18 protein-coding genes are annotated in these 15,590 nt (G+C 72.1%); 7 read left to right on the forward strand and 11 right to left on the reverse strand.

Annotated features, from left to right (window positions below; all coding sequences use genetic code 11):
* Nucleotides 1-125 precede the first annotated feature (125 nt).
* Nucleotides 126-566, forward strand: a complete 441-nt coding sequence (locus ABZ642_RS04650; protein WP_360477001.1) for a hypothetical protein — start codon at nucleotides 126-128, stop codon at nucleotides 564-566.
* Nucleotides 567-590: 24 nt separating this feature from the next.
* Here ABZ642_RS04650 and ABZ642_RS04655 read toward each other — a convergent pair whose 3' ends face one another.
* The 3 genes from ABZ642_RS04655 to ABZ642_RS04665 form a co-directional block, all read right to left on the reverse strand.
* The gene (locus tag ABZ642_RS04655; RefSeq protein WP_360477004.1) at nucleotides 591-1,667 is read right to left on the reverse strand and encodes an RNA polymerase sigma factor SigF; all 1,077 of its coding nucleotides are present in this window, start codon (nucleotides 1,665-1,667) and stop codon (nucleotides 591-593) included.
* A 17-nt stretch (nucleotides 1,668-1,684) separates the two neighbouring features.
* Nucleotides 1,685-2,098 carry an anti-sigma regulatory factor gene (locus ABZ642_RS04660; RefSeq protein ID WP_004925829.1) on the reverse strand — a complete coding sequence of 138 codons (414 nt, stop codon included), beginning with the start codon at nucleotides 2,096-2,098 and terminating at the stop codon, nucleotides 1,685-1,687.
* Between the two features lie 272 nt (nucleotides 2,099-2,370).
* Nucleotides 2,371-2,631 (reverse strand): UBP-type zinc finger domain-containing protein, encoded by a 261-nt coding sequence (locus tag ABZ642_RS04665; RefSeq protein WP_351704979.1) that lies wholly within the window; start codon nucleotides 2,629-2,631, stop codon nucleotides 2,371-2,373.
* A 61-nt stretch (nucleotides 2,632-2,692) separates the two neighbouring features.
* Here ABZ642_RS04665 and ABZ642_RS04670 point away from each other — a divergent pair, with 61 nt between their 5' ends.
* Nucleotides 2,693-4,288, forward strand: a complete 1,596-nt coding sequence (locus ABZ642_RS04670; protein ID WP_360477008.1) for a Na+/H+ antiporter — start codon at nucleotides 2,693-2,695, stop codon at nucleotides 4,286-4,288.
* A gap of 20 nt (nucleotides 4,289-4,308) precedes the next feature.
* Here ABZ642_RS04670 and ABZ642_RS04675 read toward each other — a convergent pair whose 3' ends face one another.
* Together ABZ642_RS04675 and ABZ642_RS04680 are read right to left on the reverse strand one after the other, a co-directional pair.
* Nucleotides 4,309-5,190 (reverse strand): pyridoxal-phosphate dependent enzyme, encoded by an 882-nt coding sequence (locus ABZ642_RS04675; RefSeq protein WP_360477011.1) that lies wholly within the window; start codon nucleotides 5,188-5,190, stop codon nucleotides 4,309-4,311.
* Nucleotides 5,191-5,223: 33 nt separating this feature from the next.
* Nucleotides 5,224-5,814, reverse strand: coding sequence for an N-acetylmuramoyl-L-alanine amidase (locus ABZ642_RS04680; protein ID WP_360477014.1), 591 nt, complete (start codon nucleotides 5,812-5,814; stop codon nucleotides 5,224-5,226).
* Between the two features lie 287 nt (nucleotides 5,815-6,101).
* Between ABZ642_RS04680 and ABZ642_RS04685 the strand changes: the two genes are divergently transcribed.
* The 4 genes from ABZ642_RS04685 (at nucleotide 6,102) to ABZ642_RS04700 (ending at nucleotide 9,628) form a co-directional block, all read left to right on the forward strand.
* Nucleotides 6,102-7,508: a family 2B encapsulin nanocompartment shell protein gene (locus tag ABZ642_RS04685; RefSeq protein WP_360477017.1), complete on the forward strand. Its 1,407-nt coding sequence runs from the start codon at nucleotides 6,102-6,104 to the stop codon at nucleotides 7,506-7,508.
* 113 nt (nucleotides 7,509-7,621) lie between these two features.
* A complete protein-coding gene (locus ABZ642_RS04690) occupies nucleotides 7,622-8,722 on the forward strand; it encodes a family 2 encapsulin nanocompartment cargo protein polyprenyl transferase (RefSeq protein WP_360477020.1) in 1,101 nt (366 codons plus the stop codon).
* Between the two features lie 354 nt (nucleotides 8,723-9,076).
* Nucleotides 9,077-9,286, forward strand: coding sequence for a hypothetical protein (locus tag ABZ642_RS04695; RefSeq protein WP_360477023.1), 210 nt, complete (start codon nucleotides 9,077-9,079; stop codon nucleotides 9,284-9,286).
* A 9-nt stretch (nucleotides 9,287-9,295) separates the two neighbouring features.
* Nucleotides 9,296-9,628 carry a DUF952 domain-containing protein gene (locus tag ABZ642_RS04700; protein WP_360477026.1) on the forward strand — a complete coding sequence of 111 codons (333 nt, stop codon included), beginning with the start codon at nucleotides 9,296-9,298 and terminating at the stop codon, nucleotides 9,626-9,628.
* On the opposite strand, the gene ABZ642_RS04705 is transcribed toward ABZ642_RS04700, so the two are convergent.
* From ABZ642_RS04705 to ABZ642_RS04730, 6 genes are all read right to left on the reverse strand, one after another.
* A complete protein-coding gene (locus ABZ642_RS04705; protein WP_360477029.1) occupies nucleotides 9,625-10,365 on the reverse strand; it encodes a VOC family protein in 741 nt (246 codons plus the stop codon). The two genes, ABZ642_RS04700 and ABZ642_RS04705, sit on opposite strands and share 4 nt — an antisense overlap.
* 19 nt (nucleotides 10,366-10,384) lie before the next feature.
* Entirely contained in the window at nucleotides 10,385-10,801 is a 417-nt protein-coding gene (locus tag ABZ642_RS04710) for a VOC family protein (RefSeq protein ID WP_360477032.1), read from the reverse strand.
* Nucleotides 10,802-10,838: 37 nt separating this feature from the next.
* Nucleotides 10,839-12,143: a Clp protease N-terminal domain-containing protein gene (locus tag ABZ642_RS04715; protein WP_360477035.1), complete on the reverse strand. Its 1,305-nt coding sequence runs from the start codon at nucleotides 12,141-12,143 to the stop codon at nucleotides 10,839-10,841.
* Nucleotides 12,124-13,440: a tetratricopeptide repeat protein gene (locus ABZ642_RS04720; RefSeq protein ID WP_360477038.1), complete on the reverse strand. Its 1,317-nt coding sequence runs from the start codon at nucleotides 13,438-13,440 to the stop codon at nucleotides 12,124-12,126. The genes ABZ642_RS04715 and ABZ642_RS04720 overlap by 20 nt, the downstream gene beginning before the upstream one ends.
* A gap of 1 nt (nucleotide 13,441) precedes the next feature.
* A complete protein-coding gene (locus ABZ642_RS04725; RefSeq protein WP_360477041.1) occupies nucleotides 13,442-13,810 on the reverse strand; it encodes a hypothetical protein in 369 nt (122 codons plus the stop codon).
* A gap of 112 nt (nucleotides 13,811-13,922) precedes the next feature.
* Nucleotides 13,923-14,321 (reverse strand): helix-turn-helix transcriptional regulator, encoded by a 399-nt coding sequence (locus ABZ642_RS04730; RefSeq protein ID WP_360477044.1) that lies wholly within the window; start codon nucleotides 14,319-14,321, stop codon nucleotides 13,923-13,925.
* A 106-nt stretch (nucleotides 14,322-14,427) separates the two neighbouring features.
* Between ABZ642_RS04730 and ABZ642_RS04735 the strand changes: the two genes are divergently transcribed.
* The gene (locus ABZ642_RS04735; RefSeq protein ID WP_360477047.1) at nucleotides 14,428-15,582 is read left to right on the forward strand and encodes an inorganic phosphate transporter; all 1,155 of its coding nucleotides are present in this window, start codon (nucleotides 14,428-14,430) and stop codon (nucleotides 15,580-15,582) included.
* Nucleotides 15,583-15,590: the final 8 nt, after the last annotated feature.

Here is a 15,590-nt window from a genome sequence, read left to right on the forward strand (position 1 = left end):
CGTACCTACTGGGAAGTACCGGGCCCAGGCCGTGTTAGGGATCCGGTAAGAGAAAGAGGCGTGAGTCTGAACACGTGACCTGCGGGGCGGGGCCGACGTTTTCGGGCGAGGGCTACCCTTCTGGCGTGAGCAATGCGCCTACGGCTGAGAAGGCCGACGTAACCGACGGGCCCCGTCCGCGACGGCTGACGTATGCGGCCGCGCTGAGCGGACTGGAAGGGCTCGCGCTCGCGGTCGGCGGGGTGTGGATGCTCGTCCTCGGACTCACCGGGTCTCCGGACGACCGGGGGCAGGCGGTCACCGGGGGTATCACCGTGATCGTGCTGGCGCTGCTGCCGCTGCTGGCGGCGCGGGGGTTGCTGCTGCGGAAGAGCTGGAGCCGGGGGCCCGCGGTGATCACGCAGATCATGGCGCTGCCGGTGGCCTACAACCTGCTGCAGGCCGACAGCGCTGCCATTCCGGCGGGGATCGCGTTGGCCGTGGTGGCCGTCGCTTCGCTGGTTCTGCTGGTGAACTCGGCTACCACCCAGGCCCTTGGGATCAAGGGGCCGGGGCGTAGTAGCTGATCTCTGGTCCTCGACGGGGAAGACCTACTCCTCGACCAGCAGCTTCTCCCGGAGCTGTGCCAGCGTCCGGGCCAGCAGCCGGGAGACGTGCATCTGGCTGATGCCGACCTCCTGGGCGATCTGGGACTGGGTCATGTTGCCGAAGAAGCGGAGGAGAAGGATCCGCTTCTCCCGGGGCGGAAGGTCCTCCAGCAGCGGCTTGAGGGACTCGCGGTACTCGACGCCCTCCAGGGCCTCGTCCTCCGCGCCGAGCGTGTCGGCGACCGCCGGGGACTCGTCGTCGGTGTCGGGGACGTCCAGGGAGAGTGTGGAGTACGCGTTGGCCGACTCCAGTCCCTCCAGGACCTCCTCCTCCGAGATCGCGAGCTTCTCGGCCAGCTCGTGGACCGTGGGGGAGCGGCCGTGCTGCTGGGACAGCTCCGCCGTGGCGGTCGTGAGCGCGAGACGCAGCTCCTGGAGACGGCGCGGGACGCGGACCGCCCAGCCCTTGTCGCGGAAGTGCCGCTTGATCTCGCCGACCACGGTCGGGGTGGCGTACGTGGAGAACTCCACGCCCCGCTCCGGGTCGAACCGGTCGACCGACTTGATCAGGCCGATGGTGGCGACCTGGGTGAGGTCGTCCAGCGGCTCGCCACGGTTGCGGAACCGGCGTGCGAGGTGCTCCACGAGCGGCAGATGCATCCGGACCAGCTTGTTGCGCAGTTCCGCGTACTCGGGGCTGCCGTCCGTCAGCTTGCGCAGCTCGATGAACATGGCGCGCGCTCCGCTGCGGTCCTGAGGTTGTTCGTGCTGGGTCGCCTGCACGACCTCCGCGGCCAGCGCCTCGTTCTCGGCGTATCGCTCGTGCTCGCTCATCGTCCCGCCCGTCGCCCTTCCACGAGCCTTCGCCCCGGCTCGGCTCGGGGCCGCGACCCCGTTCCGCCCGTCCGGAGGCGCGCTCTGCACGGCACCGTCCAGCCCGACCGGCGCGGAGGGTTCCTCCGGGTGCGGCCTGGCCTGTTCCGGGATGCCGTCGATGCCGTCAGCCATGCGGCGGGAGCCGGCCTCGGGGTCTTCGCCCCCGGCCGACAGCTCCCGTGTGCCGCGCTCTTCGTCCCGCACCGGCCCGTCCCCGTTCCTCACGCCGGCCCGGGTCCCGCGCCGCGCTGTTTGTAGAGGCTGATCGACACGGTCTTGTCCTCGTCGACGGCCGACGAGACCTTGCCCGCCAGGGCCGAGAGCACGGTCCAGGCGAAGGTGTCGCGCGAAGGGGCGTGGCCGTCCGTGGTCGGGGCGGAGACCGTGACCTCCAGCGAGTCGTCGACGAGGCGGAAGACACAGCTGAGAACCGAGCCGGGAACGGCCTGCTGGAGCAGGATCGCGCAGGCCTCGTCCACCGCGATGCGCAGGTCCTCGATCTCGTCCAGGGTGAAGTCCAAGCGGGCGGCGAGACCGGCCGTGGCCGTCCGCAGCACCGACAGGTAGGCACCCGCAGCCGGCAGCCGGACTTCCACGAAGTCCTGGGTCGCGGGCTCGCCTGCGATCTGGGACACCCTCACCTCCATGGTGGTACAAGCTTTTCGGGGCCGAGGGTCGCCCCTCGGGGGTAACGCACTACGTGGTTCAGCGGTGACGCTACCGCGCTCCGAACTTTTCCGTCCCGGGACCCCAACCCCCTGGCGTCACTCACAGTAAACCTGTGGATACGCTCCGTGTCTAGGGGTCCGGCTTGCCCAATTGGGAAGAGCGCGCGCCGGGTTGACGTACCCCGGCGTCGAACCGTCGAACCGTCACCACGGCCGCCTTCAACGGCCGTACTGCAGTGTCACACGAGGACGTGGTCGACGAAGCACCAGCGCCAATCCTCGCCCGGCTCGAAGGTCCGCATCACGGGGTGACCGGACGTCTCGTGGTGCCCCGTCGCATGTCTTCCCGGTGACGAGTCGCAGCAGCCGACATGGCCACAGGTCAGACAGAGCCGCAGCTGGACGGGGTGCCAGCCCCGCGAGAGACACTCCGGGCAGGTCTCGTTCAGCGGTTCGGGTTCCGGGTGCGGCAGCGCGCCGGCGTGCGTGCACTGTTTCATGATTGCCAGATTACGACGGGTGTGCGGGTGGCCGCGCGAAAAATGAGGGCGGGCGAGGTTCATGGACGTGTTGCCACTGCTGTTGCTGGCCGCGGGCAGCGCGGCGATCGCCGGTGCGGCGCGTCGCACCCCGGTGCCTGCGCCCCTGCTGCTGGTCGCCGTCGGGCTGGCGGTCTCGTACATTCCCGGAGTCCCCGACTACACGCTCGACCCGGACATCGTGCTGCCGCTGGTGCTGCCCCCGCTGCTGTACAAGGAGGGCACCGAGAGCTCGTACCTCGATCTGCGGGCCAACATGCGGCCCGTGGCGCTGCTGTCGGTCGGGTACGTGCTCTTCGCGACCTTCGTGGTCGGCTGGGCCGCCTACGCGATCGTGCCCGGGCTGCCGCTGCCCGCGGCGCTGGCGCTGGGCGCGGTGGTGGCGCCCACGGACGCCGTCGCGGCCGCCGCGATCGCCCGCCGGGTGGGGCTGCCGTCCCGGCTCACCACGATCCTGCAGGGCGAGTCCCTGCTGAACGACGCCACCGCGATCACCGCCTACCGGGTGGCCGTCGCGGCCGCCCTCGGCGAGGGCGCCTCCTGGATCCACGGGGTCGGCGAGTTCCTGGTGGCCGCGATCGGCGGCGTGCTGGTCGGGCTGGCGCTGATGGTGCCGATCCACTGGCTGCGCACCCATCTCCAGGAGCCCCTGCTCCAGAACACGCTGTCGCTGCTGATCCCGTTCGTCGCCTACGGCGTCGCCGAGCAGTTCCACGCCTCCGGTGTGCTGGCGGTCGTGGTGGTCGCCCTCTATCTCGGCCACCGCGCCTGGGAGGTCGACTTCGCCACCCGCCTCCAGGAGGACGCGGTGTGGCGGATGGTCGCGTTCCTGCTGGAGTCGGCGGTCTTCGCCCTGATCGGACTGCAACTGCCGGTCGTCCTGAAGGGCCTCGGCGCGTACCAGGGCATCGACGCCACCTGGTACGCGATCGCCCTCTTCCTCGTCGTGGTCGCGGCCCGGTTCGTGTGGATCTACCCCGCGACCTTCCTGCCGCGCACGCTGTTCCGGCGGATCCGCGAACGGGAGGAGAGCCCCACCTGGAGAACGCCCATCGTCGAGTCCTGGGCCGCCATGCGCGGGGTCGTCTCGCTGGCCATCGCCTTCTCGATCCCGCTCACGGTGCACGACGGCAGCCCCTTCCCACAGCGCAACCTGATCCTGTTCCTGACCTTCACGACCGTCATCGGGACCCTGGTGGTGCAGGGCCTGAGCCTGGCCCCGCTGATCCGTCTGATGAAGTTCCCGCCCCGGGACGTACAGGCCGAGACGCTCGCCGAGGCCAACGCCCAGGCACAGGCGTCCCGCGCGGCCGAGAGCCGCCTCGACGAACTCCTCTCCGACGACCGCAACGAGCTGCCGCCGCCGCTCGCCAACCGCCTGCGCACGGTCCTGGAACGCCGCCGCAACGCCGTCTGGGAGCGCCTCGGCCAGACCAACCCCGTCACCGGCGAGACGGTCGACGACACCTACCGCCGGCTGTCCCGCGACATGATCAGCGCCGAACGCGAGGTGTTCGTCCGCCTCCGCGACCACCGCTACATCGACGACGAGATGCTGCGGACCCTGCTGCGCCGACTGGACCTGGAGGAGGCGGCGGCGTACCGGGAGGCCTCCTGAGTCCGCGGCGGAAGCACTGGTCAGGCGGTGATCACCGCCGCCACCCGGGTCCCGCGCCGCAACGCGCCCTCTGCGGTCAGCTCGACAAGCCCATACAGCAATTTGGCGACATACAGCCGCTCCACCGCCAGCCCGTGCCGGTCCTCGAAGTCCCTCGCGAAGTCGTCGAGTTCGGGCGTCGTCCGCGCGTACCCGCCGAAGTGGAACCGCTCGTCGAGCGACCAGTCCCCCCGCCGTCCCCCGAACGCCTCCCGCTGGAGCCGCTCCGTCTCCCCTGCCAGGAACCCGCCCCGCAGCACCGGCACCCCCAGTGCCCGCTGTCCCGCGCCCAGCCCGGCGGCGAGGCCGGCCAGCGTGCCGCCGGTTCCGCACGCGATCGCCACCACGTCGGCCCGTCCGCGCAGCTCCTCGCCCAGGGCCCGGCACCCGCGTACCGCGGCCGCGTTGCTGCCGCCCTCCGGCACCACGTACGCGTCCTCGGCTCCCGTCGCCCGCGCCAGACCGGCCAGCACCTCAGGCTCGGTCTTGCGTCGGTACGTCGACCTGTCGACGAAGTGCAGACGCATGCCGTCGGCCGCGCACCGCGCCAGTGAGGGGTTCAGCGGCCGGGCCGCCAGTTCCTCGCCCCGGACCACGCCCACCGTCGGAAAACCGAGCAGGCGCCCCGCCGCGGCCGTCGCCCGCAGATGGTTGGAGTACGCCCCGCCGAAGGTGAGCACCGGGCGTCCGGCCGCCACCTCGATGTTCGGGACCAGCTTGCGCCACTTGTTGCCGATCAGCTCCGGGTGGATCAGGTCGTCCCGCTTGAGGAGGAGCCGGACTCCGTGGCGGGCGAACCGGTCGTCGGCCACCTCCTGAAGGGGGGACGGGAGCCGGGGGGTGAGTATGTCGGCGCTGGTCACGCCGTCATTGTCGCCCGGAGCGTGCACAAGGGGTCACTTCAGACGGTCCCGGACGCGCTCGCGCAGCCAGGCCATCGTGAAACCACGGGGGTCCACCTTCCCCGGCTGCCACTCCGCGTGGCCGATCACCGACCGCTCGGACCAGCCGTGCCGCCGGCACACCGCCGCGGCCACCTTCTCGACCGCCTCCAGCTGGGCCTCGGGCCAGGGGTCCTCGCCGTCGCCCAGGTTCTCGCACTCGAAGCCGTAGAAGTGCCGGTTGCCGTCGGTGTTCGCCTCGTTGTCCGGGGGCAGGGCCTTCTCGGCGATCACGGCGCGCAGGACGTCGTCGTCGCCCAGTCCGGCGTGGTTGGCACGGCCGTGGCCGACGAGGTGGACCGTGCCGTCCTTGGTGATCACACCGTGGCAGAGCGGGCCGGGCAGGTCGGGGCGGCCGTCGTAGCAGATCCGGACCGTGGATTCGGTGCCGTGGGTCACCGTGTGGTGGATCATCACGCCGTGCACCGGGCCCCAGAGCCCCTTGTGGTTCCGGTTGTGTTCGCGCCAGTCGCCGACCTCGACGACCGTGACGCCCTCGCTCCGCAACGCGTCGAGGAAGGCGTCCGCGGACATGGGTGGGGCCATGACCGCCTCCTTAGCTTTTGTGATGCCTTGTCCCGAACCTTCTACAGAAGCCGGCTGTCGCGGACCAGCCCCCACGAAAGTGTTCGGATCGTGTGCGAGTCGATCCGGACAAGTCGTCATATCGCAGGTCAGGTGAGCGGATATTCGCCCGGCATGCCCACTTGTTCGATGATCTATTCCCGCTCTTTCGGGTAATGGCCTGGGCACGTTCCGTGATGACAGGGTGGCCGGTGAGACCGATGCGTGGGCAGTTCGGCGTCCACGCAGGTATGGGAGGGCATTTCCTTATGTCGGTAGGCGAAGAGGTCCGCACGGATCAGGGCAAGCCGCAGCAGTCTCTGGACACGGCGGCCGCGCGGAACCTGGCCACCACGACCAAGTCCGCGCCCCAGATGCAGGAGATCAGCTCCCGCTGGCTGCTGCGGACGCTGCCCTGGGTCGACGTCCAGGGCGGCACGTACCGAGTGAACCGGCGGCTCACCTACACGGTCGGTGACGGCCGTATCACGTTCCTGAAGACCGGAGACCGGGTCGAGGTCATCCCCGCGGAGCTGGGCGAGCTGCCCGTCCTGCGGTCCTACGAGGACCAGGAGGTGCTGGGGGAGCTGGCCCAGCGCTGCCGGCAGCGCGACTTCGCCGCGGGCGAGGTCATCGCCTCCTTCGGCAGCCAGGCGGAGGAGGTCTATCTGCTGGCCCACGGCCGTGTCGAGAAGATCGGCACCGGCCCGTACGGTGACGACGCGGTGCTCGGCGTCCTCGCCGACGGCGCGCACTTCGGCGAGCAGGGCCTGATCGACCCGGACGCCATCTGGGAGTACACCGCCCGCGCGGACACGGCCTGCACCGTGCTGACCCTGTCCCGGCAGGACTTCGAGCAGGTCGCGGAGCGCGCCGACTCGCTGCGCGAGCACCTTCAGCAGCTGCGCGCGATCCCCGAGCAGCGCACCAACAAGTTCGGTGAGAAGGAGGTCGCCCTCGCGGCCGGCCACAGCGGCGAGCCCGAGATCCCGCACACCTTCGTCGACTACGAGGCCCGGCCGCGCGAGTACGAGCTGAGCATCGCCCAGACCGTGCTGCGTATCCACACCCGGGTGGCCGACCTCTACAACCAGCCGATGAACCAGACCGAGCATCAGCTCCGGCTCACCGTCGAGGCGTTGAAGGAGCGCCAGGAGCACGAGCTGGTCAACAATCCGGAGTTCGGTCTGCTCAGCAACTGCCAGTACGACCAGCGGCTGCAGCCGCACGACGGCGTGCCCAGCCCGGACGACATGGACGAGCTGCTCAGCCGCCGCCGCGGCACCAAGCTCTTCCTCGCCCACCCGCGGGCGATCGCCGCCTTCGGCCGTGAGCTCAACAAGCGCGGACTGGTCCCCGAGTCCGTCGAGGTCGGCGGCAACCGCATCCCGACCTGGCGCGGGGTCCCGATCTACCCGTGCAACAAGATCCCGGTCTCCGAGGCCCGGACCACCTCGATCATCGCCATGCGTACGGGCGAGGCGGACCAGGGCGTCATCGGGCTGCGCCAGTCCGGGATCCCCGACGAGATCGAGCCGAGCCTCTCGGTGCGCTTCATGGGCATCAACGAGCAGGCCATCATCAACTACCTGGTCACGGCCTACTACTCGGCGGCCGTCCTGGTCCCCGACGCGCTCGGCGTGCTGGAGAACGTCGAGATCGGCCGCTGGAGGTGACGTTTCCGCACTTCGCGGCCGTGTTCCCGCCCTCCGGGGCGGGTACACCCTCGGGGTACGTGCCGAGCCGGGGCGGAGACGCCACCGTATGCGCACTCCGCGAGGGGGAGGCCATGGCCGAGTTCGTGACGGAGCGCCAACAGCGCGCCACGGGGGTGCCACCGGAGGGGTCCGAGTCCCTCGACGGGGCCGAGGCGGCGGCCATACTGGAGCGGGCCCGGGCGTCCGTCTACCCCGAACTGCACGCGGCCGTCGACTCGTTGCCCGGTTCGATGCGGCGGATCGCGCGCTACCACTTCGGGTGGGAGCACGCGGACGGTTCCCCGGCGGCCGGCGACGCGGGCAAGGCCATCCGGCCCGCCCTCGTCCTCGCCGCCGCCGACGCGCTCGGCGGACCGGCAGCCCGCGCGGCCGCCGTACGGGCAGCGGCCGCCGTGGAGCTGGTGCACAACTTCACGCTGCTGCACGACGACGTCATGGACCGGGACACCTCCCGCCGGCACCGGCCCACGGCGTGGACCGTGTTCGGCGACGCCGACGCGATCCTCGCCGGGGACGCCCTCCAGGCGCTGGCCCTGCGGCTGCTCGCCGAGGATCCGCACCCGGCGTCCGGGCCGGCCGCCGCCCGGCTCGCACAGTGCGTCCTCGAACTGTGCGCCGGTCAGCACACGGACACGGCCATGGAGGACCGGGCCCCCGGCGAGGTCACCCTCGACGAGGTGCTCGTCATGGCCGAGGCCAAGACCGGGGCGCTGCTCGGCTCCGCCTGCGCCCTGGGCGCGCTGTACGCGGGGGCGGCGCAGGAGGAGGTGGCGGCGCTCGACGGCTTCGGCCGGCAGGCCGGGCTCGCCTTCCAGCTGATCGACGACGTCATCGGGATATGGGGAGATCCACGGCGCACCGGCAAGCCGGCCGGCGCGGACCTGGCGGCCCGCAAGAAGTCCCTGCCGGTCGTCGCGGCCCTCACCTCCGGGACCCCGGCCGCGGGCGAACTCGCCGAGCTGTACGCCCAGCCGCGGGTGCGGGCCGACGCCGACGAGATCGCGCGTACGGCGCTGGCCGTGGAGCGGGCGGGCGGCCGTGACTGGGCGCAGGCCGAGGCGGCCGACCGGATGGCCCGGGCGATGCAGGAGCTCGCCCGTGCCGTGCCCGACCCCGAGTCCGCCGGCGGTCTGCTCGCGCTCGCCGAGTTCGTGACCCGGCGCAGCAGGTGAAGACCCCGGAGCCCCCGGAACCGCGCGGCTCCTGACCCCGCACGGCCCCCGGGGGCTCCGGCCCAACGGGTCCCGCACATCCCCACGGCGTGCGGGGCCCGTCGTTTTCCACGGGGGGTGAGGGCCGTCGCTTTCCACGGGGTGTGGGGCCCGTCGTTTTCCACAGGTTGCGGGGCTCGCCGACGTTCACGGCGTGCTTGGGTCGCCGACTTCCACAGGGTGTGGGGTCCGCCGTCTTCCACGGCGTGCCTGGGGCGCCGGCTTCCACCGGGCGCCGGGCCCGTCGCCCTGCTGTCGGGCTGTGCCGGTTCTCTTCGGATCCCGGAGATGTCCGTTTCGGCCTAGGCTGGAGGTATGGACAGCCAGGAGCGGGTTTGTCCGGAGTGTGGGCAGGCCGTCGAGAGAGTGGTGCGTCGGCACAAGACGCTGGGCGCGTGGGTTCCGGTCTGGGGGCCCGGTCCCTGCCGTAATCCCGACTGCGCCGGGAACCGTGCGGGGGAGCAGCCGCCGCCGCAGTCCCCGCCGTCCGAGGCCGCCGGGAAGAACGACCCGGCGACGCCCTAGCGTTGCGGTATGACCGGACTTCCGAACATCCTGCACATCACCGAGCGCTCCCTGTGGGAGGAGGCCCGCGCGCGGGGCACCTACGAGCTGTCCACCCGCGGCCGCACCCTCCAGGAGGAGGGCTTCATCCACTGCTCCACCCGCGACCAACTCCCGCGCACGGCCGCCTTCCTGTACGGCTCCTACGACGGCCCGGACGAACTGGTGGTGCTGGTCGTGGACCCGGCACGGGTCGGCGTACCGGTGAAGTGGGAGGCGGCGAAGCCGGGCGGCGAGGAGTTCCCGCACGTGTACGGGCCGATCCCGGTCACGGCCGTGGTGGACGTGGAGCCCTGGGGCTAGCCCCTGCTCGGGAGCCCGCCCGTCTCCGGGTCCCGGCCGGTCAGGCAGTAGACACCGCCCGCCGGGTCGCGCAGCACCGTCCAGTGCCGGCCGTCGGCGACGTGTACGGCGCCGAGTTCCTCGTGCCGGGCCCGGGTCGCCGGGATGTCCGCGCAGGCCAGGTCGAGATGGGCGGTGGCGGCCCGCTCGTCGGCCAGCCGCTGGAGCAGGATCCGCACGGGCAGCCCGGCCGGTGGCCTGAGCACCCGGAACTCCGGCAGCGAACCGGTCAGCAGCTCCCAGCCGGTCAGCTCCGCCCAGAACGCGGTCTCCGTCTCGTACGCGGACGGCGGGATGTCGAGGCTGACCTGGTCGAGCCGGCTGCCCGCGACGACCGGCGGCCGTACCGACTCGCCCTGCCAGGGCACCGCGCACCACAACTGCCCGGCCGGCGACCGCAGTACGGCCCAGCCCTCGTGCTCGGCGACCGGTTCGGCGCCGAGTTCCCGGGCCCGCTTCACCAGCCCCGGCACGTCCTCCGCGCAGAGGTCCAGGTGGGCTCCGCCGGGCCCCGAGTCGACGCCCTGGACCTTGACGCAGGCGTCGACGCCGGTGATCGGCAGCAGCGTCACGAACTCGTCGTTCTCGCCGCGGGGCGCGGAGAGGAAGGTGCCCGTGACGGCCGTCCAGAAGGCCTGGGCGGCGGCGAGATGCGCGGCGGGGCGGTCGGCGAAGGCGTACGTCCAGCGGATGGTCATGGAGGGGATCGTAGAGGGGCTACTTGTCCCGGCGTTCCGTGAAGCGCAGCAGGTTGCCCGCCGGGTCCCGGAACGCGCAGTCCCGGACGCCCCAGTGCTGGTCCGTCGGTTCCTGGATCACGTCACCGCCGTGTTCCCGTACCCGTTCGTAGAGCGCGTCGCAGTCGGTGGTGGAGAAGATCACCCCGCGCAGCATCCCCTTGGCGAGCAGCTCCGCCATGGCCTGCCGGTCGGCGGGGGAGGCGTCCGGGTTGGCGCCCGGCGGCTCCAGCACGATCTCCACGCCCGGCTGCTGGGGCGACCCGACGGTCACCCAGCGCATCCCCTCGAACGCCACGTCGTTGTGGACCTCCAGGCCGAGAACGTCCCGGTAGAAGGCCAGGGCCTTGTCGTGGTCGTCGACGGCGATGAAACACTGCGCGAGTTTTACGTCCATGGGGTCAGGCTAGGAGGAAACGGCCGGCCGCGCCGGGTCAGCTCATGGCCCAGACGTAGGGGTCGTGGCCGGGGGGCGGGGCGGCCCGATCGGTGGGGTCGGGGGCGCGGATGCCGGAGGCGGCGGCGAGGGCCCGGGTGACATGGGCGGCCGTGACGGCCGGCGGGGCGTCCGGGGGCGGGTCCGCGCGGGCGGTGTGGGCGGTGTCGGCCCGGACCAGGGCTGCCGCCTCGTCGAGGAGGCCGAGGGCCGAGCCGGGCAGCGCCCGGTCGGGGACGTGGTCGTGGGCGAGGGCGGCGGCCGCCGCCAGGGCCTCGTCGGTGAGTGTCACGGCGTGGTGTTCCTCGAGGCGCGTCCGCCCGGCACGGAGGATCTCGCGCACGTCGGCGGCCGGCGGTTCTTCGAGCGGGACGGGCTGGACGAGGCGGTCGAGGCCGGGGTCGGGGTCCCGGCGGTCGTAGTCCGTGGGTCCGCAGTCACCGAAGACCAGGACGCCCGGGGTCTCCAGGAGCGGGCGGAGCAGGCCGAGGGGGGTGGTGGTGCCCTCGGGCAGGTGCAGCGGGGTGAGGGCGCCGGGCAGGTGGAGGAGCAGGCCGGTGCTGTCCCCGATCTCGTCGAGGAGGCCGGCGACCAGGGCGGTGCCGCGGGCGCGGTGGCGGGGGTCGGTCAGGACGGCACCCAGGTCGAGGGCGCGGACCCGGCGGCCGAGCAGGGCGTCCGGTACCCGGCCCTCCGCGACGGCCCGGGCGACCCCCACGGCCACGGCCCCCTTGCCCACGCCGGGCGGGCCGGTGAGGAGCGGGACCCGGCGGTCACGGCGGGTGAGGGTGCGCAGGACCCGGTCGATCTCCGTGGCCCGGCCGATGACGGGTGCGGCGCCGGCGGCCGGATCCCGGGTGAGGGAGTCCAGCAGGGCGGCGGGGGCGGTAGGGGCGGTGAAGGAGGCGCGCACCCGCCAGGGATCGACCTGGTGTTCCGCGAGAACGTCCACCAGCACGGTGTTCGCGGTGGCCAGCAGGGCGAAGAGGATGTGAAAGGGCTGCACGAGCCGGTGACCGAGCCGGTCGGCCTCCTGGGACGCCAGCTCGAACACGGCGGTGGCGTCACCGGTCAGCGGCAGGAAGTCCCCCGGTTCGACCGTGCCCCTGCCCAGGGCCGTGGTCAACGCCGCGCGCAGCCGTCCGGCGGGCGTGCCGAGCAGTCGTACGACCTCGGTCTCGTCCGCGTCGAGCAGCCCGAGCAGGACATGCCCGGGCTCGACGTACCAGTGCCGGAGCGTCCGTGCCTCCTCACGGGCGCGGTCGACGACGTCCCGCGCCCGGTCACTGAACCTCTCGTACATGACTCACCCCCGCCAGATCCTCCCGGGCTCTTCGGGTGTGCGGATGCTCCGGGCCCAGCAGCCGCTCCCGTACCGCCACCACCTCCCGCAGCAGCGCCAGGGCCTCCTCCCGGCCGCCCGCGAAGGCCAGGTTGCGAGCCAGCAGATGCCGGGTCCGCAGCGTGTGCGGATGGTCCGTGCCCAGTACCCGCCCGCGGTCCGCGAGCAGTACCCGGAGCATCCCGACCGCCTCCTCCCGGTGCCCCGCCTCGCCCAGGTTGACGGCGAGGAACTGCCGGGTGCGCAGGGTGTCCGCATGGTCGGGGCCGAGCAACCGCAGCTGGTCGGCGAGGAGCCGGCGCAGCAGCCCGGCCGCCGCCACGGGGCTGCCGGCGCCGCCGAGGCTGTGGGCGTGGGACTGGCGGCCGCGCAGGGTGTCCTCGTGCTCGGCGCCCAGGATCCGGGTCTGCTCGTCGACGATCTCCCGGAGCAGCGCGGCGGCCCCGGTCCAGTCCCCGGCCCGGCCCTGTTCGACGGCGGCCGTGTGGCGGCGGCGCAGTTCGGGTCCGGCGGTGGCGCCGAACGCGCGGTTGATGCCCAGGGCGATCGAACCGGCCCTGCCGGCGCCCCGGTTGAGCGGGGTGGGCAGGCCCTCGGCGGCCATGACCGCGCTCAGCCGGCGGTAGAGGTCGTCGACCGTGAGCAACTCGGGCCCGCCGACCACCCCTTCGCGCAACAGCCGTATCAACCGGCCCGAGAACGCGGTGTGTTCCTCGCCGGGGAGGGCGAGGGCGACCTGGTCGCGCTGGGCGGAGGTCAGGACGTAGGTGCCGGCCACCTCCAGCCGGTCGATCCGCCCGGTGTCGCCGCTGAGCGAGTCGCCGACGGCCCGGCCGGAGAAGCAGCAGTCGAGGACGACCACCTTGGTCTCGGCGGGGGAGTCGAGGACGGCGTCGCGCAGCTTGTCGTACTCCAGGGAGTTGAACTCGGGCGCCTCCCAGCGGCTGTCCGGCAGCGCCAGGTACAGGGTGTGCCGGCGCCCGGCGACCAGGCCGTGACCGGCGTAGTAGACCAGCAGGAGGTCCTCGGCGTCGGCGACGGCGGCGCGCAGCCGGTCGCCGACCGTGCGCAGGTCGCCGTCGTCGAGCAACAGGGTGCAGTGGCCCTCGGGGACGAGCCGGTACGGGGGCTCGGTGAGCAGCCCGGCGAGATCGGTGACGGTCCGCTCGACCACCGGCAGGTCGGGTAGCGCCGGGTCGGAGTAGCGGCTCGCGCCGATCAGGACGGCCCGGGAGCGGTGCGGGTCGGGGAGCCGCACGTCACTCGCCCTGTTCCGGCCGCTCCTCCAGGGCCTGCCGCAGGAGCTCCGCCACGTCCTCGCGGCTGACCCTCTTGGCGTCGATCTCGACGGCCGGGCCGCGCTCGTGCCGGACGCTCAGTTTCACGTCGCTGCGGCGCGGCTGGGTGATCCAGGCGCGCAGGCAGGAGGCGAGCACGGTGAGCGGGCCGCCCGCGCCCAGCAGTACGGACACCGTGTCGAGCGGGACGCCCAGCTGCCCCTCGGCCGGGCCGTCCCCGGTCAGCCGGACCCTGCCGGCGAGCGCCGGCTCGCCTCTGAGCCAGTCGGTCAGGGACTCGGCGTCCGCGACCGGGGCAGGGCTCAGGACGGAGATGATTGCAGTTGCCACGGATCCCCCCGATGCGTGTGCGGACCTTGCCCGACGCGTGCACGGACCTTGTCGGGCGACGGTGTCGACCTCGGCGGCCAGTGTAGGGCCGGGGCAGCGGAACGTGACCTGGTCAGTACGGGCGGCGACGGGGTCGGGTGAACGTACGGGCCACGCAGGACGGGATCACCGTGCTCTCGTCGTGGTCCCGCGCCCGGTACGCGCTCGGCGTCTCCCCGACCAGCTCGGTGAACCGCGAGCTGAAGGATCCGAGCGACGTACAGCCGACGGCCATGCACACCTCCGTCACGGTGAGGTCGCCGCGCCGCAGCAGCGCTTTGGCCCGTTCGACCCGCCGGGTCATGAGATAGCTGTACGGCGTCTCCCCGAAGGCCTTGCGGAAGCTGCGCTGGAAGTGCCCCGGCGACATGAGGGCCGTCCGCGCGAGCTCGGTCATGTCGAGCGGCTCGGCGTACTCGCGGTCCATGCGGTCGCGCGTTCGGCGCAGCCGCCTCAGGTCCTCCAGAGTCATGGCCTCAGCATGGCATGCACATCGCGCCCGCGGACCGGGTCTGTTCTTGAGCCTCCGTTTGCCTCCGGTTCTCGCGCAATTGGCTCACGCTTGTTTGCATAAAAGAATGGACCACATCACGTTCCTCGTGGCGGTCGTGATCGTCACTGCGCTGGCTTTCGACTTCACCAATGGGTTCCATGACACGGCGAACGCGATGGCCACGTCCATCGCGACCGGTGCGCTCAAACCGAAAACGGCCGTTCTGATCAGCGGGGTACTGAACCTGGTCGGAGCCTTCCTCTCGACGGAGGTCGCCAAGACGATCTCCGGCGGCATCGTGAACGACGCCAAGGTGACCCCCGGGATGATCTTCGCGGGGCTGGTGGGTGCGATCCTCTGGAATCTGCTGACCTGGCTGGTCGGACTGCCCTCCAGTTCTTCCCATGCCCTGTTCGGCGGGCTGATCGGCGCGGTGTGGGTCGGCGCCGGCTCGGGGGCGGTCAACTTCGACAAGGTTCTGGAGAAGATCATCATCCCGGCGTTCGCCTCGCCGGTGGTGGCGGGCGTCGCCGCGCTGGTAGCGACGTACTGCGCCTACAAGCTCACCGCCCGCGGCCGCGAGTCCTCGGTGACCCGGGGCTTCCGGCTCGGGCAGATCGGCTCGGCCTCGCTGGTCTCGCTCGCGCACGGCACCAACGACGCCCAGAAGACCATGGGCATCATCACCCTGACCCTGATCTCCGTCGGCGCGCTCCCGGGCGACGCCGGCCCGCCGGTCTGGGTCATCCTCACCGCCGGTCTCGCCATCGCCCTCGGCACCTACATCGGCGGCTGGCGGATCATCCGCACCATGGGCAAGGGCCTGACCGAGATCGAGTCCCCGCAGGGCTTCGCGGCGGAGACCGCCTCCACGGCCGTCATCCTGACCTCGGCCCACATGGGCTTCGCCCTGTCCACCACGCAGGTCGCCTCCGGTTCCATCCTCGGCGCGGGCCTCGGCCGGCGGCTCGCGGAGGTCCGCTGGGGCATCGCCGGCCGCATGGTGGCCGCCTGGCTGATCACCCTGCCCTGTGCCGCGCTGGTCGGCGGCATCTCCGCGGCCGCGGTCAAGCACGGCGGCAACTTCGGCACCATCGTGGTCGCGCTGGTCGGCGCGGCGCTCGCAGCGGGCATCGTCCTGCTGTCGCGTCGCAACCCGATCGACGCGAAGAACGTCAACGAAGGCCACGAGGTCGCCATCCGCACCACGCCCCCGTCCCACGTCGACACTGCCGCCTGAGTGAGGGA

The organism is Streptomyces sp. NPDC007157 (assembly GCF_040634235.1).
Lineage (GTDB): Bacteria > Actinomycetota > Actinomycetes > Streptomycetales > Streptomycetaceae > Streptomyces.